Annotated in this window: 22 protein-coding genes; 15 read left to right on the top strand and 7 right to left on the bottom strand. The window is 72.1% G+C overall.

Going from position 1 to position 19411, the window contains the following annotated elements; all coding sequences use genetic code 11:
- Nucleotides 1-80 precede the first annotated feature (80 nt).
- A complete protein-coding gene (locus tag R9X44_RS09265; protein ID WP_319813614.1) occupies nt 81-650 on the bottom strand; it encodes a PASTA domain-containing protein in 570 nt (189 codons plus the stop codon).
- 202 nt (nt 651-852) lie between these two features.
- Here R9X44_RS09265 and R9X44_RS09260 point away from each other — a divergent pair, with 202 nt between their 5' ends.
- Genes R9X44_RS09260 through R9X44_RS09210 form a run of 12 tightly spaced genes read left to right on the top strand, consistent with a single transcriptional unit; the run spans nt 853 to nt 11191 of the window.
- The gene (locus R9X44_RS09260; RefSeq protein WP_319813613.1) at nt 853-2214 is read left to right on the top strand and encodes a hypothetical protein; all 1362 of its coding nucleotides are present in this window, start codon (nt 853-855) and stop codon (nt 2212-2214) included.
- Entirely contained in the window at nt 2211-2729 is a 519-nt protein-coding gene (locus tag R9X44_RS09255) for a hydrogenase maturation protease (protein WP_319813612.1), read from the top strand. Before R9X44_RS09260 ends, R9X44_RS09255 begins: the two co-directional genes overlap by 4 nt.
- Entirely contained in the window at nt 2722-3096 is a 375-nt protein-coding gene (locus tag R9X44_RS09250; protein ID WP_319813611.1) for a hydrogenase/urease maturation nickel metallochaperone HypA, read from the top strand. Before R9X44_RS09255 ends, R9X44_RS09250 begins: the two co-directional genes overlap by 8 nt.
- Nucleotides 3097-3109: 13 nt before the next feature.
- A complete protein-coding gene (locus R9X44_RS09245; protein WP_319813610.1) occupies nt 3110-4156 on the top strand; it encodes a hydrogenase expression protein HypE in 1047 nt (348 codons plus the stop codon).
- Nucleotides 4157-4191: 35 nt separating this feature from the next.
- Entirely contained in the window at nt 4192-5988 is a 1797-nt protein-coding gene (locus tag R9X44_RS09240; protein WP_319813609.1) for a nickel-dependent hydrogenase large subunit, read from the top strand.
- Nucleotides 5981-6514, top strand: coding sequence for a NifU family protein (locus R9X44_RS09235; protein ID WP_319813608.1), 534 nt, complete (start codon nt 5981-5983; stop codon nt 6512-6514). The genes R9X44_RS09240 and R9X44_RS09235 overlap by 8 nt, the downstream gene beginning before the upstream one ends.
- Before the next feature lie 17 nt (nt 6515-6531).
- A complete protein-coding gene (locus R9X44_RS09230; protein WP_319813607.1) occupies nt 6532-7083 on the top strand; it encodes a DUF5947 family protein in 552 nt (183 codons plus the stop codon).
- Nucleotides 6999-7190, top strand: coding sequence for a DUF6893 family small protein (locus R9X44_RS35720; RefSeq protein WP_413774926.1), 192 nt, complete (start codon nt 6999-7001; stop codon nt 7188-7190). Before R9X44_RS09230 ends, R9X44_RS35720 begins: the two co-directional genes overlap by 85 nt.
- 24 nt (nt 7191-7214) lie before the next feature.
- A complete protein-coding gene (locus R9X44_RS09225; protein WP_319813606.1) occupies nt 7215-7481 on the top strand; it encodes a HypC/HybG/HupF family hydrogenase formation chaperone in 267 nt (88 codons plus the stop codon).
- A 16-nt stretch (nt 7482-7497) separates the two neighbouring features.
- On the top strand, nt 7498-8625 hold the full coding sequence (gene hypD, locus R9X44_RS09220; protein ID WP_319813605.1) for a hydrogenase formation protein HypD: 1128 nt from the start codon (nt 7498-7500) through the stop codon (nt 8623-8625).
- A complete protein-coding gene (hypE, locus tag R9X44_RS09215; protein WP_319813604.1) occupies nt 8622-9701 on the top strand; it encodes a hydrogenase expression/formation protein HypE in 1080 nt (359 codons plus the stop codon). Before hypD ends, hypE begins: the two co-directional genes overlap by 4 nt.
- A gap of 44 nt (nt 9702-9745) precedes the next feature.
- A complete protein-coding gene (locus R9X44_RS09210; protein ID WP_319813603.1) occupies nt 9746-11191 on the top strand; it encodes a pyridoxal phosphate-dependent decarboxylase family protein in 1446 nt (481 codons plus the stop codon).
- 703 nt (nt 11192-11894) lie between these two features.
- On the opposite strand, the gene hypF is transcribed toward R9X44_RS09210, so the two are convergent.
- From hypF to R9X44_RS09180, 6 genes are all read right to left on the bottom strand, one after another.
- Nucleotides 11895-14165: a carbamoyltransferase HypF gene (gene hypF, locus R9X44_RS09205; protein ID WP_319813602.1), complete on the bottom strand. Its 2271-nt coding sequence runs from the start codon at nt 14163-14165 to the stop codon at nt 11895-11897.
- Nucleotides 14162-14824 carry an SIS domain-containing protein gene (locus R9X44_RS09200; protein WP_319813601.1) on the bottom strand — a complete coding sequence of 221 codons (663 nt, stop codon included), beginning with the start codon at nt 14822-14824 and terminating at the stop codon, nt 14162-14164. Before R9X44_RS09200 ends, hypF begins: the two co-directional genes overlap by 4 nt.
- Before the next feature lie 5 nt (nt 14825-14829).
- The gene (locus R9X44_RS09195) at nt 14830-15057 is read right to left on the bottom strand and encodes a HypC/HybG/HupF family hydrogenase formation chaperone (RefSeq protein ID WP_319813600.1); all 228 of its coding nucleotides are present in this window, start codon (nt 15055-15057) and stop codon (nt 14830-14832) included.
- Nucleotides 15054-15662 (bottom strand): SIS domain-containing protein, encoded by a 609-nt coding sequence (locus R9X44_RS09190; RefSeq protein WP_319813599.1) that lies wholly within the window; start codon nt 15660-15662, stop codon nt 15054-15056. Before R9X44_RS09190 ends, R9X44_RS09195 begins: the two co-directional genes overlap by 4 nt.
- Nucleotides 15659-16036 carry a helix-turn-helix transcriptional regulator gene (locus tag R9X44_RS09185; RefSeq protein WP_319813598.1) on the bottom strand — a complete coding sequence of 126 codons (378 nt, stop codon included), beginning with the start codon at nt 16034-16036 and terminating at the stop codon, nt 15659-15661. Before R9X44_RS09185 ends, R9X44_RS09190 begins: the two co-directional genes overlap by 4 nt.
- A 110-nt stretch (nt 16037-16146) precedes the next feature.
- The gene (locus tag R9X44_RS09180; protein WP_319814216.1) at nt 16147-16665 is read right to left on the bottom strand and encodes an XRE family transcriptional regulator; all 519 of its coding nucleotides are present in this window, start codon (nt 16663-16665) and stop codon (nt 16147-16149) included.
- Between the two features lie 225 nt (nt 16666-16890).
- Between R9X44_RS09180 and R9X44_RS09175 the strand changes: the two genes are divergently transcribed.
- The 3 genes from R9X44_RS09175 to R9X44_RS09165 all read left to right on the top strand — a co-directional run bounded on the left by R9X44_RS09175 (nt 16891) and on the right by R9X44_RS09165 (nt 19279).
- Nucleotides 16891-17559, top strand: a complete 669-nt coding sequence (locus tag R9X44_RS09175; protein ID WP_319813597.1) for an AzlC family ABC transporter permease — start codon at nt 16891-16893, stop codon at nt 17557-17559.
- A 10-nt stretch (nt 17560-17569) separates the two neighbouring features.
- Nucleotides 17570-17875 carry an AzlD domain-containing protein gene (locus tag R9X44_RS09170; RefSeq protein WP_319813596.1) on the top strand — a complete coding sequence of 102 codons (306 nt, stop codon included), beginning with the start codon at nt 17570-17572 and terminating at the stop codon, nt 17873-17875.
- A gap of 660 nt (nt 17876-18535) precedes the next feature.
- Complete coding sequence (locus R9X44_RS09165; protein WP_319813595.1) at nt 18536-19279, top strand: SDR family oxidoreductase; 744 nt, start codon at nt 18536-18538, stop codon at nt 19277-19279.
- Nucleotides 19280-19411: the final 132 nt, after the last annotated feature.

Here is a 19411-nt window from a genome sequence, read left to right as displayed (position 1 = left end):
CGCTGTGCCGTAAGGGTTTGCGGAGAATCAGCGAGGCCGGATCGGGCGAATCCCCGGAAACGCCCGGTGTTTCTTTACAGTCACCGTGCGTTATGGGCGAGCGGCCTGCGGTCGTCGTCGCGGTCATCGCGGCAGCGGCGTCCCGCGACGTACAGGGCGACCTCGCTTCCCGGGGTCCACTCCTGGCCGCCGGTGGGCTGCTGGTACAGGACGCGCTCGTCGCGGCCGCGCACGCACACCCGGGCGTAGCCGAACCCGGCCTGCGCGAGCGCCGCGGCCGCCTCGTCAAGGGACATGCCGACGACGTCGGGGACGGGCCGCGCGGTCGGGGGAGGCGGCGGCTCCTGCGTCGCCGGAGGCTGGGTCCCGGGCGGCTGCGGGTGAGGCTGCGACGGCGGCGCGGCGGGCGTGCTCTGCTGTGGCTTGGGGGCCGTGGAGGTCGGCGTGGCCGACGGGCTCGTCGGCGCGGAGACCGGCGAGGGCCGCGCGACGTGCGGGGTCGTGCTCGGCGTCACGCTCGAGCTCGCGGTGGCGGCGGTGGGCCGCTCTGGGACGAGGGCGAGGTCATCGGAGTCGTCGCCGAGCGCGGCCACCGCGACGCCCGCCACGACGGCGACGGCGGCGACGGGTACGGCGATCCGCCACAGCATCCGGCTCCGCGGATTGCGGGTGTGCGCTCCGATGGTGAATCCCCCCTTTCGCGGCGAGATCTTACGGCATTACGGATTAATCAAGACGGTGTATCGCCGAATCACCCGTCGCTCCCGCACCTCGATTCCCACCGGTTGATTACACAACGGGTGATGTTGGGTACATGCCGTAATTGAACCGGTGCATCGGGAGGCGGGGGCAATGACGACGGAACCGGCTGTGGCCGACGACGCCTTCGCGCCCCTACGCGCGCTAGCCGACGCGATCCTTTACGAGGGCTACCTCCTGTACCCCTACCGGCGTTCCTCGGCGAAGAACCGGGTCCGCTGGCAGTTCGGCGTGCTCACGCCGCGCGCGTGGACGCGGGCGCGCGGCCCCGACGACACCGGCGTCGCGGGCTCGGCCGAGGCTTGGTGGCAGCGGACCGAGTGCCTGGTGCGCCCGCGCGAGGGGACGCCGGACGGGCCAGTGGAGGTCGCGGGCGTCGTCCGTTTTCTGCAGCTGCAGCGCAAGACGGTCGAGGTGCTGCGGGACGGGCGCTGGCATCAGGCGGAGTCCCTTGAGGCGGGCGACCGGCACGAACTGCCCTTTGACGAGGCGGTCCCGCACGAGTTCGGCTTCCGCGCGCGCCTCGGCGCTGCCCGGAGCCTTGAGTTCACCGCTCGGGGTGGCCGTGAGGTTGAGGACGTCGCGGACGCGTCCGGGCGTGTCGTCGGGCGGGTCGTGCGTGAGCGGCTTCCGGTCACCGTCGCGGTGCGGGTCGACGGCGAGGCCGTCGGGGAGTCGCCGCGGCTGTACCGGCTCGGCGTCCGGGTGGAGAACACCGCGGAGGACGTCGACCCCATGGAGCCGCGTGACGCCGTCCTCAGGGTGTCGCCGCTGGCCTGTCATCTGCTGCTCGCCGTCTCGGAAGGCTCCTTCGTCTCGATGCTCGACCCGCCGGAGTGGGCCGAGGCCGCCGTGCGCGGCTGCGCGAACGTCCATGTCTTCCCGGTGCTCGCCTCGGACGACGGCACGCTCGTGCTGGCGTCGCCGATCCTGCTCTACGACAACCCGCGCGTCGCGCCCGAAAGCCCGGGAGATCTGCACGATTCCGGCGAGATAGACGAAATCCTCTCGCTGCGCACCCTCACCCTGACCGAGGCGGAGAAGCGCGAGGCCCGCGCCACCGACGCGCGCGCCGCCGCGATCCTCGACCGGGTCGAGACGATGCCGCCCGAGGTGTTCGAGCGGCTGCACGGGGCGGTCCGCTCGCTCGCGCCCGCCGACCCCGCCGACGCCTCAGTCGTGGTCGCGGGGGTGCGGCTGAGCGCGGGCAGCAGGGTCAGGCTGCGGCCGCGCAAGCACGGCACCGACCCGCAGGACCGCTTCCTTGAGGGGCGCACCGCGCGCGTCGAGAAGGTGCTCGCCGACATGGACGACGCCACGCACCTCGCCGTCACCGTCGAGGACGACCCGGCCGCCGAGCTCGACCGCTGGTACGGCAGGTTCCGGTACTTCGCGCCCGACGAGGTCGAGCCGTGTGAGTCCGCCGAGCCCCGCGAGCCGGGGGACGGCGGGTGAGCGCGCGCGTGCTCGTCGCGGGCATCGGCAACGTCTTCCTGGGCGACGACGGCTTCGGCGTCGAGGTGCTGCGGCGGCTCGACCCGGCCCTGCTGCCCGACGGCGTCCGCGCCGCCGACTACGGCATCCGCGGAGTCCACCTCGCCTACGAACTGCTGGACGGGACGGTCGACACGCTCGTCATGGTCGACGCCGTCCCGCTGGACGGCCGGCCCGGCGCGCTCGCCGTGCTCGAGGTGGGCCCCGACGACCTGGGCGACGACGACGGGACGACCGTCGACGCGCACGGCCTGCACCCGCTCGCCGTGCTGCACCTGCTGCGGCGGCTCGGCGGGTCGGTGGACCGCGTCTTTGTCGTCGGCTGCCGCCCCGAGTCCCTCGAGGAGGGCATGCGGCTCACCCCGGCCGTCGAGGCGGCCGTTGACGAGGCAGTGGGCCTCGTCGTGGACCTGGTGCGTGATCTCGTCGGCGTCCCGGGGGCGTCGACGGAACGAGAGGAGACGGCCGATGCATGAACTCGGACTCTGCGACGGGATCGTCGCCGCCGCGCTCAAGCGCGCGGGCGACCGGCGCATCCGTGCCGTGAAGGTGCGCGTCACCGGCCATCCGGTCGATCCCGCGGTCATCGAGCAGGGCTTCCGGCTCGCCGCCGCAGGCACCCTCGCCGCGGACGCGACTGTCGAGCTCGTGCAGGACCAGGCCGAGGTGCGCTGCCGCACCTGCGGCGCCGAGGAGCGGGCCGACGGGGCGCTCGGCCTCGCCGCGTGCGTCCGCTGCGGCGGCCTCGACGTCGAGGTGACCGGACGTGAGGAGGCGTTCCTGGAGGCCATCACCGTCGACCAGACCGACGGCCATGACGAGCCCGCCGCCACGGGCGGGTGAGGGGAGGCGTGCGATGAGCACCACGACAACGCGCAAGGGCGTCGAGGAGGTCCACATCCTCTGGATCTCCGAGGGCATGAGCTGCGACGGCGACACGGTGTCGATCACCGCGGCGTCGCAGCCCGCGATCGAGGACGTCGTCAGCGGCCTCATCCCTGGGCTGCCGAAGGTGCACCTGCACAACAAGGTGCTGTCGGCGACGCTCGGCGGTGAGGAGTTCCTCGGCCCGTTCCGTGCCGCCGCGACCGGCGAGCTCGACGCGCCGTTCGTCTTCGTCCTCGAGGGCTCGGTGCCCAACGAGAAGATCAACGGCGACGGCTACTGGACGTCGTTCGGCAACGACCTCATCACCGGCGAGCCGCTCACCCTCGACCGCTGGATCGACGCGCTCGCGCCGCGCGCGTTCGCCGTCGTCACGGCGGGGACGTGCGCGGCGTTCGGCGGCATCCACGCGATGGAGGGCAACCCGACCGGCTCGATGGGCCTCGCCGACTACCTCGGCGCGGACTTCCGCTCGGCGGGCGGGCTGCCGATCGTGAACATCCCGGGCTGCCCGGTCCAGCCGGACAACTTCATGGAGGCGCTGACCTGGCTGCTGTACTACGCGGCCGGCACCTCGCCCGCGCCCCCGCTTGACGACCTGGGCCGTCCGACGTGGCTGTTCGAGAAGACCGTCCACGACGGGTGCGACAGGGCGGCCGGGTACGAACAGGGCGACTTCGCGCACGACTACAACTCGCAGAAGTGCCTGGTGAAGGCCGGATGCTGGGGTCCCGTCGTCAACTGCAACGTGCCCAAGCGCGGCTGGATGGGCGGGATCGGCGGCTGCCCGAACGTCGGCGGCATCTGCATCGCCTGCACCATGCCGGGCTTCCCGGACAAGTTCATGCCCTTCATGGACATGCCTCCGGGCGCTGCCCTGTCATCGGCGATGATCAAGCCCTACGGGGCGTTCGTGCGGCGCATGCGCGGCATCACCATGCACACCGCGAACCGCGAGCCGAAGTGGCGGCACAACCGGGACAAGATCACCACGGGCTACAAGGCCCGGCGGCGCTGAGGCGCGCCGTCCGCGAGGCAGGGGGAGAAGCACCGATGGCCATCACCGATCCGAGAACGTCCGGGAAGACCAAGCCCAGCCAGCTTGTGGAGATGTCCTGGGACCCGATCACCCGCATCGTGGGCAACCTCGGCGTCTACACCAAGATCGACTTCGCGAACCGGAAGGTCGCCGAGTGCCACGCGACGTCGTCGATGTTCCGGGGCTACTCGGTCTTCATGAAGGGCAAGGACCCGCGCGACGCCGGATTCATCACGAGCCGGATCTGCGGGATCTGCGGCGACAACCACACGACGTGCTCGGTGTACGCGCAGAACATGGCCTACGGGATCAAGAACCCGCCGCTCGCGGAGTGGATCATCAACCTCGGCGAGGCCGCCGAGTACATGTTCGACCACACGATCTTCCAGGACAACCTCGTCTTCGTGGACTACTGCGAGGCGATGGTCAAGGACACCAACCCGAGCGTGCTGCGCAGGGCACGTGACACGCCGGCGCCCAACGCCGACATCCACGGGTTCCGTACCATCGCCGACATCATGGCCGCCTTCAACCCGTTCGAGGGCGAGGTCTACAAGGAGTCGCTGAAGATCTCCCGCGTGACGCGTGAGATGTTCTGCCTGATGGAGGGCAGGCACGTCCACCCGTCGACGGTCTATCCGGGCGGCGTCGGCACGGTGCCCGACCCGAACGTCTTCACCGACTACCTGACGCGGCTGATGCACTGCGTCGACTTCTTCAAGCGGTCCGTCGCGATGAACGACGACGTCTTCGACTTCTTCTACGAGGCGCTGCCGGGCTACGAGGAGGTCGGCCGCCGCCGCGTCATGCTGGGCTGCTGGGGCTCCTTCCAGGACCCGAACATCGTGGACTACCGCTACGAGAACATGGACGCCTGGGGCAAGGCCATGTACGTCACGCCGGGCGTCGTCGTAGACGGGCAGTTGCTCACGACCAACCTCGTGGACATCAACCTCGGCATTCGCATCCTGCTGGGCAGCTCGTATTACGACGACTGGACGAACTCGGAGAAGTTCGTGGACCGCGACCCGCTCGGCAACCCCGTCGACATGCGGCACCCGTGGAACCAGACGACGATGCCCGCACCGCAGAAACGCGACTTCGAGGACAAGTACAGCTGGGTGATGAGCCCGCGCTGGTTCGACAAGGCGAGCGGGCAGCACCTCGCGCTCGACACCGGCGGCGGCGCGTTCGCCAGGCTGTACACCACGGCCCTGGCCAACATGGTCGACACGCCGTACGTGCGGGCCACCGGCGACGGCGTCCAGATCAACCTGCCGCGCGGCCCCGAACTGCCCGAGACGACCCTTGAGTGGCGCATCCCGCGCTGGTCGAACGCGATCGAGCGCAACCGGGCCCGCACCTACTTCGTCGCCTACTCCGCCGCGATGGCGCTGTACTTCGTGGAAGAGGCGATGAAGCTGGTCGGCGCGGGCGAGACCAAGGTGTTCGAGCCGTTCGAGGTGCCCGACGACGCGATCGGCTGCGGGTTCCACGAGGCGGTGCGCGGGGTCCTGTCCCACCACCTCGTCGTCCGCGACGGCAAGATCGCCAACTACCACCCGTACCCGCCGACGCCGTGGAACGGCAGCCCGCGCGACAGCTACGGCACGCCTGGCCCGTACGAGGACGCCGTCCAGGACATGCCGATCTTCGAGGAGAACGGACAGGACGACTTCCGCGGCGTCGACATCATGCGCGCCGTGCGCAGCTTCGACCCTTGTCTGCCGTGCGGCGTCCACATGTACCTCGGCAAGGGCAAGACGCTGCAGAAGATGCACTCGCCGATGTTCGGGGCCACCCATGGATGAGCCCGCGCCACGCCTCGATGACGCCGCCGTCGGCGAGCGGATCGGCAGGATCGAGGCCGAGCTCGGCGCGCTGGAGAGCATGCCGGGCGCGACCGCCGCCCGCGCGCTTGACGCCGTCGCCCTCCTCACCCAGGTTTACGGGGAGGCGCTGGCCCGGGTGGTCGACCGGGTGGATGGGCCCGTCGCCGAGGCGCTGGCCGCCGACGAGCTCGTCGGGCACCTCCTCGTGCTGCACGGGGTGCATCCCGAGCCGCTGCCGCGCCGGATCGAGCTGGCCCTTGAGCGGCTGCGTCCGGTGCTCGGCGGGGGCGAGGCGCGGCTTGAGTCCGTCGCGGACGGGGTCGCGCGGGTGCGGCTGAGCGGCGCGCGCGGGCAGGGGTGCGGCGGGACGCGCCGGCTTGAGGACGCGGTGCGCGACGCCGTCGGGGCCATCGCGCCCGAACTCGACACCGTCGAGGTGCGCTCCGGCGATCCGGCGTTCGTCCCGGTGGACGCGCTGCTGACCAAGCCCGGTGTCACGCGATGAGGCCGCTGGAACGCCTGGTGAGACGCGCCGCGGCCCCGTCCGACGAGGCGTGCGGGCTGTGCGCGGCTCCGCTGGGCGAGCGGCACGACCATGTGCTGGATGACCGGGACGAGAGCCTGCTGTGCGCGTGCCGCGCGTGCGTGCTGCTGTTCGGCGAGGGCACCGGGCACTTCAGGCCGGTCCCGTCGCGCAGGCTCAGGCTCGACGGGGTGCGGCCGCAGGACCTCGGCGCGCCCGTCGGGCTCGCGTTCTTCACCGTCGCCGCAGACGGGACTGTCTCAGCGCGCTATCCGAGCCCGGCGGGCGCGGCCGGATGGACGGTCGATCCCGACGCGTGGGCGGGGGCAGTCGCCGCGTGCCCGCCGCTGGGCGAGCTGCGGCCGCACGTCGAGGCGCTGCTGGTCAACACGTTGAACGGCGCGGACGAACGCTGGCTCGTGCCCGTCACCGACTGCCACAGGCTCGTCGCGGCGGTCCGGATGTCGTGGAAGGGCCTGTCCGGGGGGACCCGGGTCAGGCCGGAGATCGAGGCGTTCTTCGCGCGCCTCGCCGAAGGGGGACAACCGTGAGGGGACCGTGGGTCTTCGCGCTGGCACTGATCGGACTTCTTGGGCTTTTTGTCTTTTGGAAGGAACTACCCGACCTGAAGCGCTACCTCCGCATGAGGCGGATGTGACCGGCGAGAGAGGCGGAAAAGCGGATGTGCCTGGGCATCCCCGGAGAGATCGTGGAAATACTGCCGGACCGGGACGACCTCGCGATGGTCGAGGTCGCCGGAGTGCGGCGGCCCATCAGCGTCGGCCTCGTCGGCGAGGTCACGCCCGGCGACTGGGTGCTCGTGCACGTCGGCTTCGCCATGTCGAAGATCGACCAGGCCGAGGCCGCGGCCACGCTCGCCCTGCTGGAGGGCCTCGGCCAAGCCTACGCCGACGAGCTCGAAGCGCTCGCCGCATCGGACATCACCTGAGGGAGGGCGGCCGGGCATGAGGTTCGTGGACGAGTACCGCGACGCGGAGAAGGCACGCGCGCTGTCGGCGCGGATAGCCGCGCTGTGCGAGCCGGGCAGGCACTACAAGTTCATGGAGGTCTGCGGCGGCCACACCCACACCATCTACAAGCACGGGCTCGAGGACCATCTGCCCGAGACCGTCGAGCTGGTGCACGGCCCGGGATGTCCGGTGTGCGTCATCCCGATGGGCAGGGTGGACGACGCCATCGCCGTAGCGCGCGAGCCGGACGTCATCCTCACCTCGTTCGGCGACATGCTGCGCGTGCCCGGAGGCACCGGCTCGTTCCTCGACGCCAAGGCCGAGGGCGCGGACATCCGCATGGTGTACTCGCCGTTGGACGCGCTCAAGATCGCCCGCGCGAACCCGGACCGGCGTGTGGTCTTCATGGCCATCGGGTTCGAGACGACCGCCCCGTCGACGGCGGTGACGGTGCTGCGTGCCGCGTCGGAGGGGATCGCCAACTTCTCCGTCTTCTGCAACCACGTCACCATCATTCCGGCGATCAAGGCGATTCTCGACTCGCCCGACCTGCGCCTCGACGGCTTCCTCGGGCCTGGCCACGTCTCGACCGTCATCGGGTGCCGGCCGTATGAGTTCATCGCGAGCGAGTATCAAAAACCGCTGGTCTGCGCGGGTTTTGAACCGCTCGACCTGCTCCAGTCCGTCGCGATGCTGCTGCGGCAGTACGACGAGGGGCGCTGCGAGGTCGAGAACCAGTACACCCGCGTCGTCCCGTGGGACGGCAACGTACGCGCGCTTGAAGCCATCGGTAAGACGATGGAGCTCCGGCCGCACTTCGAGTGGCGCGGCCTCGGGTTCATCTCGCACTCGGCGCTCGCCCTGCGCGAGGAGTACGCCGCGCATGACGCGGAGAAGGTCTTCGACATGCCGGGCGTGCGCGTCGCCGACCCGAAGGCGTGCCAGTGCGGCGAGGTGCTGAAGGGCGTCATCAAGCCGTGGGAGTGCAAGGTGTTCGGCACCGCGTGCACCCCGGAGACCCCGATCGGGACCTGCATGGTCTCCTCCGAGGGGGCCTGCGCGGCCTACTACAACTACGGAAGGTTCACCCGGGAGCGGGTGCGGGAGGCGACGCGCGCATGACCACCGAACAGCAGGTGCTCGACCGGATCGAACGTGCCCGTAGACGCGCTCCGAAGGTCCGTGAGGAGCGCGTCACCCTCGCGCACGGGGCGGGCGGCAAAGCGAGCCAGACCCTCATTGACGATGTGTTCGTCACGGCGTTCCGCAATCCGGCGCTTGAGGCCCTCGGGGACGGGGCGGTCGTCGGGGTCGGCGTCGACGGGCCCCGGGTGGTGATGACGACCGACTCGTTCGTCGTCTCGCCCGTCTTCTTTCCGGGCGGGGACATCGGGGACCTCGCGGTCAATGGGACGGTGAACGACCTCGCGGTGTCCGGGGCCAGGCCGCTGCATCTTTCCGCGGCGTTCATCCTTGAGGAGGGGTTCCCCGTCGCCGACCTGCGGCGGATCGCCGGGTCCATGGCCGCCGCCGCCGAGCGCGCTGGAGTCGCGGTCGTTACGGGGGACACCAAGGTCGTGCAGCGGGGAAAGGGCGACGGCTGCTACATCACCACGGCCGGGGTGGGCGTGCTGGAACGTCAGGACGCGCTCGGGCCCGCCGAGGTGCGGCCGGGGGACGCGGTGCTGGTGTCCGGGCCGATCGGGGAGCACGGCGTCACCGTCATGCTCGCGCGCGGTGAACTCGACCTGGCCGCCGACCTCGAATCCGACACCGCGCCCCTGCACGAGCCCATCGCGGGGCTGCTCGACGCGGTACCGGGCGGCGTACGGATGATGCGTGACGCGACGCGCGGGGGCGTCGCAACCGTGCTCAATGAGATCGCGGTGGGTGCGGGCGTCTCGATCGTCGTGGACGAGGCAGCGGTGCCGGTGCGCGGGCCCGTCGCGGGGGCGTGCGAGCTGCTGGGGATCGACCCGCTTTACGTGGCGTGTGAGGGGCGATTTGTCGCCGTCGTCGCCGGGGACCGCGCCGACGCCGCGCTCGCCGCGCTGCGCGCCCACCCGTCGGGCGCGGAGGCCGCGCTGGTCGGCCGGGTCGTCGCGGACCCGCCGGGCCTCGTCCTGCTGAAGACGGCGTTCGGCGGCACGCGGATCGTTGACCTGCTGGTGGGCGACCCGCTTCCGCGCATCTGTTGAGCCCGGGGGTGCCGCGCGGGCGCGGGCTTGCTTCAATCGGGAACATGGACGATCCCCTTGCCGAGGCGAACGACGCGGTCGCGCCGCTTGAGCTTGTGCTCGCGGCGGCGCGGCCCTATCTCGCCGGGCTTTCCGACCGCAAGGTGCACGACGGCTCGGCCGACGCGCTGCTCGCCAGGCTCGACGGGCCCCTTCCCGAACGGGGCGAGGGCGCGGCGGGCAGCGTCGAGCGGCTCCTCGACGTCGCGACGCGGGCCGCCACGCACTCGTCGGGGCCGCGGTTCTTCCACCTCGTCGTCGGCGGCTCCACCCCGGCCGCGATGGCCGGCGACTGGACCGCCTCGCTCATCGACCAGGTCGCCGGGCTGTGGGTCGCCTCGCCGCTCGCGGCGAAGGTCGAGACGATCGCGCTGCGCTGGCTCAAGGACCTCTTCGGCATCCCCGCCTCCTACGGCGGCGTCATCACCCCGAGCGCGACCCTCGCGCACGTGACCGGCCTCGCCTGCGCCCGCACCTGGTGGGCGGCGCGGCACGGCGTCGACGTCGCCGCACAGGGCCTCGCGGGGCTGCCGCCGATGCCGGTGTTCAGCAGCGGCCTCGTCCACCCCAGCACCCGCAAGGCGCTCCAGATCCTCGGCCACGGCCGCGACACCCTGCGCACGTTCTCCGGCGACGACACGGGCCGCGTCGACCTTGTCGCCCTCGAGTCGGCCCTCGCCGGGCTGGGCGGCGCGCCCGCGATCATCGTCGGCAACCTCGGCGAGGTCCACACCGGCGACAGCGACCCCCTCGACGCCATGGCCGACCTCGCCGAACGGTACGGCTCCTGGCTGCACGTGGACGGCGCATTCGGCATGTTCGCCGCCCTTTCCCCACGAACCGCGCACTACGCGGCGGGCGTCGAGCGCGCTGACTCGATCACCGCAGACGGGCACAAATGGCTGAACGTGCCCTATGACTGCGGTTTCTCCTTCGTCCGCGACCCCGCGCTCCAGACCCGCGCGTTCGGCGCGTGGGGCGTGTCCTACCTGCCCGAGGCCGACGCCGACCAGACCGACTACAACACCCTCGGCCCCGAGTCCTCCCGCCGCGCCCGCGCCCTCCCCGTCTGGGCGACCCTCGCCGCCTACGGCCGCGCCGGCCACCGCGCGATGGTCGAACGCCACCTCGACGTCGCCGCCCACCTTGGCGCGCTCGTCGAGCAGCACCCCGACCTCGAGCTGATGGCCCCCGTGCGCCTGTGCATCGTCTGCTTCCGCTACCGCCCCGCAGACGTCCCCGAACACCTCCTCGATGACCTCAACGCCCGCCTCGGCGAAGCCCTCCTCGCCGACGGCCGCGTCTACGCGGGCACCTCCCGCTACCGCGGCCACACCGTCTTCCGCCCCGCCCTCCTCAACTGGCGCACCACCCCCGCCGACGCCACCCACCTCATCAAAACCCTCACCACCCTCACCACCCTCCCACCCACCAACCAAACACCCCCCTAACAACACACCCATACCGTCCCCCAGCACCCTCCCTCCCACCCCACCAACCCCACCCCCGCCCTGCCCACCTCACGCCTCCACCCACGCCCCCTCCAGCCCTCCCCGACAGCACATCCGGCCAGACAGCCCCCCACGGCACCTACACGTCACAACCACTTCGCGTCCGCCCCAGTCCGCCACAAGGCCGGCCCCCGGGCGGTCCCCACAAGCCGCGAAGCCGAGCACGACAAGACACTTCGTCGCGCACGCAAAGAACATGCGCGGAAGACCACGCCGACGCGGCCCCGTCATCACGGCGCGCGTCCGCGCGCTGCCACGGCGCCGCGGCCCCGGCATCGTGGCGCAGGTTCGCGCGTTGTCACGGCGCCGCGGGCTTGGTATCGCGGCGCGGGTTCGCGCGCTGACGTGGGGACGCTGGTCCGTCATCGCGGCACGGGGCCGCGCGCTGTCACGGGCGCGGTCGGGTGGTTCGGGCGGCGGCGATGTGGGCCTGGCCCAGGGTGAGGCCGCCGTCGTTGGGTGGGAGGCGGGTGTGGCGGAGAGGGTTCGCACGCTGTCGCGGGGACGCTGGTCTGGCATCGCGGCGCGGGTCCGGGCGCTGTCGCGGCGAGGCGGGCCTGGTGTCACGGCGTGGGTCCGGGCGCTGTCGCGGGGACGCGAGCCTGACATCGCGGCACGGGGCCGGGCGCTGTCGCGGGCGGGGTCAGGTGGTTTGGGTGGTGGCGATGTGGGCTTGGCCGAGGGAGAGGCCGCCGTCGTTGGGTGGGACGCGGGTGTGGCGGAGGACGCGGAAGCGGGCGGCCTCCAGGGCGGCGGTGGTCTTCTCCAGGAGGAGGACGTTCTGGAAGACGCCGCCGGACAGGGCAGCGGTAGCGATGCCCGTACGCGCGCGCACGAGCGCGGCCGCGTCAACGACCGCGTAGGCGAGCGTGTTGTGGAAGCGGGCGGAGACCAGCGGAGGGGGCGTTCCGGCGCGGACGTCGTCGGCCACCGCGCGGACGAGATCGGGACAGGACATGACCAAAGGGTCGCCGTCGAGGATCGGAAAGGGGTAGCGGCCCAGCTCACCGGGGTCGGCGGCGCGTTCCAGCAGGATCGCCGCCTCGCCCTCGTAGCGGGCCGTGCCGCGCAGGCCGGTGAGTGCGGCGACCGCGTCGAAGAGCCTCCCGGCGCTCGACGTCAGCGGGGAGGCGAGCCCGGAGCGGGAGAGCGCGGTGACGGCGTCCCAACGGTCCGCGTAACGCTCCCGCAAGGGAAGGTCGGGAGGGGAGCCGTCGTAAGCGGCGTCAAGGTGCGCGGCCGCCATCCGCCACGGTTCACGGATCGCGGCGGCCCCTCCCGGCATCGGCACCGGCGACAGATGGGCGACGCGTTGATAGCGCGCTAGATCGGCCACCAAGACTTCGCCGCCCCAGAAGGTCCCGTCGGGTCCCTGGCCCAGGCCGTCGAACGCGACGCCGATCACCGGGCCGTCCTCACCGTTGTCGGCCAGGCACGCGGCGACGTGCGCGTGGTGGTGCTGGACCGCGACGAGCTCAAGCCCCTCGGATTCAGCAAGTTCCACCGCGAACTTGGTCGAAAGGTACTCCGGGTGCAGATCGTGCGCGACGACCTCGGGCTCGATCCCGAACAGCCGCCGATAGTGCGCCACGGTCTGCTCGTAGGCACGCAAGGTCGCGTAGTTCTCCAGATCGCCGATGTGCGGCGACACAAAAGCGCGCGAGCCCCTGGCCAGGCAGAACGTGGCCTTCAACTCGGGCCCGCACGCGAGGACCGGACGCGGGAACGCGCGGTGCGACCGCAGCGGAGCGGGGGCGTAGCCGCGCGAGCGGCGCAGCACCAGTTCGGCCCCGCGGAAGACGCGCACCACCGAGTCGTCGGCGCGCGCGTGGATCGGCCGGTCATGGGTGAGGAACGCGTCCGCGATCTTCGACAGGCGCGTCATCGCCCCGTCGTCGTCGTGCTCGATGGGTTCGTCGGACACGTTGCCGCTGGTCAGCACGGCGGGCGCGGCGAGTCGGTCGGCAAGCAGCCGGTGCAGGGGCGTGTAGGGGAGCAGCACGCCGAGTTCGCGCGCCCCGGGCGCGACCTCGTCGGCGATCGCGGCCCCCGGAAGACGGCGCAGCAGCACGATCGGGCGGCGCGGGCCCGTCAGGACGGCGGCCTCGGCCGCGTCGACCGCGACGAGCGCGCGGGCCGCGTCGAGATCGCCGACCAGCACCGCGAAGGGCTTGGCCGCGCGGTGCTTGCGCTCCCGCAGCCGCGCCACGGCCGCCGCGTCGTGGGCGAGCACGGCGAGGTGGTAGCCGCCGAGCCCCTTGACCGCGACGATCCCGCCGTCACGCAGCATCGAGACGGCGGCTTCTACGGGGTCGCCCGCGACGCGTGAGCCGTCGGCCAGCACGAAGCGCAAGGAGGGCCCGCAAGACGGGCAGCAGACAGGCTGGGCGTGGAAGCGCCGGTCAGCGGGGTCGGCGTACTCCTTCGCACACGCGACGCACAAGGCGAAGCCGCGCATCGTGGTGTTCGGCCGGTCATACGGGACGTCCTCGGTGATCGTGTAGCGCGGCCCGCAATTCGTGCAGTTGGTGAACGCGTAACCATGCCGTCTGTCCGACGGGTCGCTCATCTCCCGAAGGCAGTCCGCGCAGGTGGCGGTGTCGGGGGAGACCAGAGCCGACCGGCTGTCTCCCGGGACGCTCGCGACGATCTGGAAGCCCCGGTCCCCGAGCGGCGTCGCGGCCTCGTAGGTGACCTTCTCCACGACGGCCAAGGGCGGCGCGCAGAGGCCGAGGTCGGAGACGAAGGACTTGAGCGTCGAAGGATCGCCTTCGGCTTCGGCGAAGACCCCGTCGGCGTCATTCCCGACGAATCCATCGATTCCATACCGGGACGCGAGTTCATGGACGAAAGGCCGGAAACCCACGCCCTGCACGATGCCCTCGACCCTGACGCGGACGCGCTCCCGGCTCACCGCGTGTCCGGCTCGTCCATGCCCATGACCGCCGCCGAGGTCAGCTCCCCAAGGACGTGGTACAGCGTCGTCTGCGCCTCCTGGATGCGGTGCACCGAGTCCGACGGCACCACGAACAGATGCCTGACGAGCCCGGAGGCCGCCATCGCCCCGCCGTCGTATCCGGCGAACCCCACGGTGACGAGCCCGCGCCGGCCCGCCTCGTCAAGCCCGCGCAGCACGTTGGGCGAGCCGCCGCTTGTCGAGAACGCGACGGCGACGTCGCCGGGACGTCCCAGCGCGGCGACCTGCCGGGAGAACACGACCTCGTAGCCGACGTCGTTGGCGAGCGCCGTGAGCGCCGCGGTGTCCTGCGCGAGCGCGAGGGCGGGCAGCGCGCGTCCGCCGGGCGAGGCGAGCAGACCCGTGAAGGCGCGTGCGTCGGTGGCGCTGCCCCCGTTGCCGAAAGCCAACAGCCTGCCTCCGGCGGCGAACGAGGCGGCCAGATCCCGCGCGCACTCAGCGAGCGCTTGGGCGAACGCGTCGGCGAGCCCGCCGCGCAGCGCCGCGGCCTCGTCGGCCTTGCGTGCCGTGGACGTCTCGACGTCGGCGAGCAGCGCGGCGGCCCCGTCCTCGCCCGTCGCGTACAGGAACGGGTACAGCGCCTCAATCCCGCGCACGCCCGTCACGGCTCCTCCTCCACGAGCGCTATGGCCTCTTTGGCGTGGACGAGGACGAGGTCGCCGGGGGCCGCGTCGACAAGGGCGACGCTCACTTCCTCCGGGCCTGCTTCGGTGTCCACAAGGGCGAGGCCCCCGGGCCGGATTTCGCGCACGCGTACGGCCACCGCGCTGTCGGAGCAGGTGATACAGACCTCTCCATCGCAGTGCGTGGCCGCGTTCCGCTCGTTCATGGGACCTCCCTGCCTTCGGGGAGCGCGTCCGCAAGGGACCCCTCCGCGAGAAAGACATGCACCAGCTCCCACAGGACGTGGTAGGCGGTCACCTGGATCTCCCGGACCACGAGCGGGTCGGCGCAGTCGACGGCCAGGACGTGGTCGGCGGCCTCCCCGGCGCAGGAGCCGTCACCGCCGACGAGCGCGACGGTGAGCGCGCCGGCCTCCCTGGCCGTGGCCAGGCAGCGCAGGACGGCGGGGTCCTCCCCGTCGGCGGCGAGGCCGAGGGCGATGTCGTCGGGTCCGGCGAACGGGCGCAGGCGGGCGGCGAGCGCGTCGTGCGGGCCGTCGCCCTGGCCGTCGCAGGGCGCTCCCGCGCCGAGCGCGACGGCGGGCAGCGCGCGCTTGCCCACGATCACGGGATGGGTGAACTCGACGGCGACGTGCGCGGCGTCGGCCGCCGCGAGACCCGTGCCGAACGCGAACAGGACGCCGCCGCGCCGGAACCGTTCGGCGATCGCGCGGCAGGCGAGGGCGATGCGCGGCGCGTCACGGGCCAGGAGAGCGCCGGGTTCGGCGCGCGCGGCGAGCATGTCGCGGGCGAGCGCCTCGACCGCCGTCATCGCGCGCTCCCGCCGCTCAGCGAGCGCGGGCCGGGGGCCTGCGCCCAGCGCGCCAGGCAGCCCTCGAGCACCTGGCCGATCCCCGCGAGCCGGGGAATCCACGACTCAAGGGCGGCGACGCCCTCGGGCGTGAGCTCGTAGCGGCGGCCCGCGGGATCGTCGGGATCACCCGGGTTGTCTGAGATGTCCCCGGCCGAGGTGAGCAGCCGGGACGCCTCAAGGTCGCGCAGCGTGCGGTAGGCGTCGCTCGAATCGGCGTGGACGAGGCCGAGCCTGGCCAGCCGTTCGACGAGTTCGCGACCCGCCCCCGGCCGCTCGTAGACCAGCAGGAGCAGGAACGGGCGCAGCAGGCCGCGCACCACATCTGCGTCCACGGCGTTCCCCCTCTGCGGCGGCCCCGCGACTCCGGCGAAGCGGACTGATCACTTGCTGTAGTCGATGTCCTACCTGTCGGGGTCTCGGGTGAAACCTGGGGGCCGGGCCGTCAGGTCTGCTCGATGATCATCACCGCCGTGGTGTCGGGTTCCAGCGCCTCGAAGACATGCCTGGTGTCTCCGGGATAGACCACGTAGTCGCCCGGCGCGAGCTCGACCGCGGCGTCAAGCGGGCCGACCCGCGCCCGTCCGCTGGACAGGACGACGTGTTCGCGCACCCCCGCCTGGTGCGGCGTCGTGGTCAGCCGGGGCGCGCCGGGCTCGGCCACGACCCGGAAGAGGTCGCGCCGCGCGCCGGGCGGGCACGGCGACAGCAGGGCGACCTCGTAGGGGGCCTCCTCGGACCGGGTGTAAGGCCCCTCGCCCGCGCGGATCACGCGGACCGACGGCTGCGGCGGCTCGACAAGCCTGCTGAACGGGACCTCGAGGGCGAGGCTGAGCGCCCACAGCGTCTCCACGCTCGGGTTCCCGGTGCCCGACTCGAGTTGGGAGAGCGTGGACTTGGCGAGCCTGGCGCGGCGGGCCAGCTCGGTGAGCGACAGGCCCGCCCGCTCGCGCTCGCGGCGCAGCGAGAAGGCGATGGTCGTGATGATGTCCGGGGCGCTGATCGTTCGGCTCCTTCACTGGCTTGCCTTGTGCCTGGTCCCGCACATGGTTCCGCATGCGGTCGCACGTCTGGTCCGACCTGGTCTCGCGGCCGACCCGGCGTGTTCGCCAGATCGGTCCGAGTGTTCGATTTGACGAACGGCTCGACTTCGTTCATTCTATCGGTCATGTGTTCGTTGTGGCGAACGATGGATCGCGGCACGCTCCGCGACATCGGCCTGGTCTGCGTCGCCGACGCCCTCGTCGGCATCTCCTTCGGCGCGCTCGCGCTCGCGGGGGGCCTTCCCCTGTGGGTGCCGGTGGCGCTGTCGGTGCTCGTCTTCGCGGGCGGCGCGCAGTTCGCCGCGCTGGGCGTCGTGCTCGCCGGGGGAGGGGCGGTCACCGCCGTCGTCACCGCGCTCGTGCTCAACGCCAGGCTGCTCCCGTTCGGCCTCGCCGCCGCCGACGTCTTCACGGGCAGGCCGTGGCGCAGGCTGGTCGGCGCACACCTGCTCACCGACGAGTCGCTAGCGTTCACCCTGCGGCACGAGGACCCGCGCCAGCGCAGGATGGCCTTCTGGGTGTGCGGAATCGCCCTGTTCGTCGTGTGGAACCTCGCGGTGCTGGTCGGCGCGTACGCGGGCAGCGTGCTCGAGGACGTCAACGCGCTCGGGCTCGACGCGGCGTTCCCCGCCGTGCTGCTGGCGCTGGTGATGCCCGCCCTCACCGAGCGCGGCACCAGGAACCTTGCGCTTCTGGGGACCGCCGTCGCGCTCGCCGCCACGCCACTGCTGCCACCGGGGGTGCCGGTGCTGCTCGCACCGGCCGCCGTCGCCCCGCTCCTGCTGCTCAAGGCGCGCCGCGCCAGAACCCCCTGAGGAGACCGTCATGCCGCTACTTGCCGTGCTCGTCCTGGCCGCCGGAACCTACGCCTTCCGCATCGCTGGCCCTCTGGCAGCCCGCCACCTGGATCTGGAACGCCTGCGCGCCCCACTGGTGACGGCCGCCGTGGTCCTCCTGCTGGCCCTCGCCGTAACCTCCTCGGTCGCCGACGGCCAGGACTTCACCGGCTGGGCGCGTCCGGCGGGCGTCGCCGTCGCCGCGATCCTCGCCTTCCGCAAGGCGTCCTTCGTCATCGTGGTCCTCGCCGCGGCCGCCACCACCGCCGCCCTCCGCCTCATGGGCATCCCTTGACCCCACCCCCCACCACCACCCCGCCCGCAAGCGAGAGGCCCACCGCCACCCCGCCCACAAACGCGGGGCCCACCGCCACCCACCGCCGACGCGACCGCGAGCGCGGGCCCACCGCGACCGGCGTCTCGGGGTCGCGGATGGGCAGGAGGCGGGGCCGTGAGCGCGGGGCCCACCGTGACCGGCATGTCGGGGGTCGCGGAAGGGGCGGGAGACGCGGCCGCGAGCGCGGGGTCCGCCGCGACCGGCATGTCGGGGGTCGCGGAAGGGGCGGGAGACGCGGCCGCGAGCGCGGGGTCCGCCGCGACCGGCATGTCGGGGGTCGCGGAAGAACGGAGACGGGGCCGCGAGGGCGGGGCCTGCCGTGACCGGCGTGTCAGGGTTCGCGGAAGGGCAGGAGACGGGGCTGTGAGCGCGGGGACCGCCGAGCGGAAATTCAGCGCGGCATTTCGGCGGTGGAGAGGGAGCGATGTCGAGGGTTTTCGGAAGGGGGGATCAAAGAGATGGGTGAATCGGTGGTGAGTGCGAAGAGGGGATGCCTGAATGGGTTTGTTGTGCGGCTGGGGAGTGCGGGTGGTCCGCTTATTCGGTCGCGACCGATATTCGGGTGGTCGGGGTTTGCGAGCGTTGTGAGGTGGACTCCAGGGGTGTTCTTATGGGGGCATGAGCGCACTCAAGGGAAAGACCGCTCTGGTGACCGGAGGCTCCAGGGGAATCGGGCGGGCGATCGTTGAGCGACTGGCGCGGGACGGGGCCACCGTCCTGTTCAACTACGCGGCGCGCGACGACGCGGCGGAAGAGGTCGTCCGCAGCGTCGAACGGGAAGGAGGGAGCGCCCGCGCGGTGAAGGTCGACCTGACGGCGGCGGACGCCGGCGAGCGGCTCGCCGCCGCGGCGGCCGACCATCTCGACGGGCTCGACATCCTGGTCAACAACGCGGCGGTGCACACGCCGCCCGCGCTGCTCGCCGACACCACAGACGAGGACTTCCGCGTCGCCGTGCAGGCCAACCTGTTCACGGCCTTCACGCTGATGCGGCATGCCGCGCGGCACATGCGCGACGGCGGCCGCGTCATCAACATCTCGACGGCCAACACCGTGCGCCCGTCGCCGGGCAACGCACCCTACGCCGCGACCAAGGGCGCGCTCGAGCAGCTGACGCTGGTCGCCGCGCAGGAACTCGGCGCGCGCGGCATCACGGTCAACACGGTCTCGCCCGGCGCGACTGACACCGACCTGCTCCGCTCGGTCAACCCCGAGGAGGCCCTTAGCACCGTCGCGTCAATGACCCCCCTGGGCAGACTAGGCACCCCCGCCGACATCGCCGACGTAGTCGCCTTCCTAGCCTCCCCCGACGCCCGCTGGCTCACCGCCCAGAACCTCCGCGCCACCGGCGGCCTAGCCTAACCCCCACCCCGCCCCGCAAGGTGAGACCGCCGTCACCTGCGCGGTGCCGGAGCCCGCGGCGTAAGGCTGTTGGCCCCTGCAGCGGTGCTGGAGGCCGCGGCGCGAGGTTGTGAGGGTCTGCGGCGGTGCCGG

Origin of the sequence: Actinocorallia sp. A-T 12471 (genome assembly GCF_033875155.1) — a bacterium.
Lineage (GTDB): Bacteria > Actinomycetota > Actinomycetes > Streptosporangiales > Streptosporangiaceae > Actinocorallia.
This window is presented reverse-complemented; position numbering and strand designations above follow the sequence as displayed.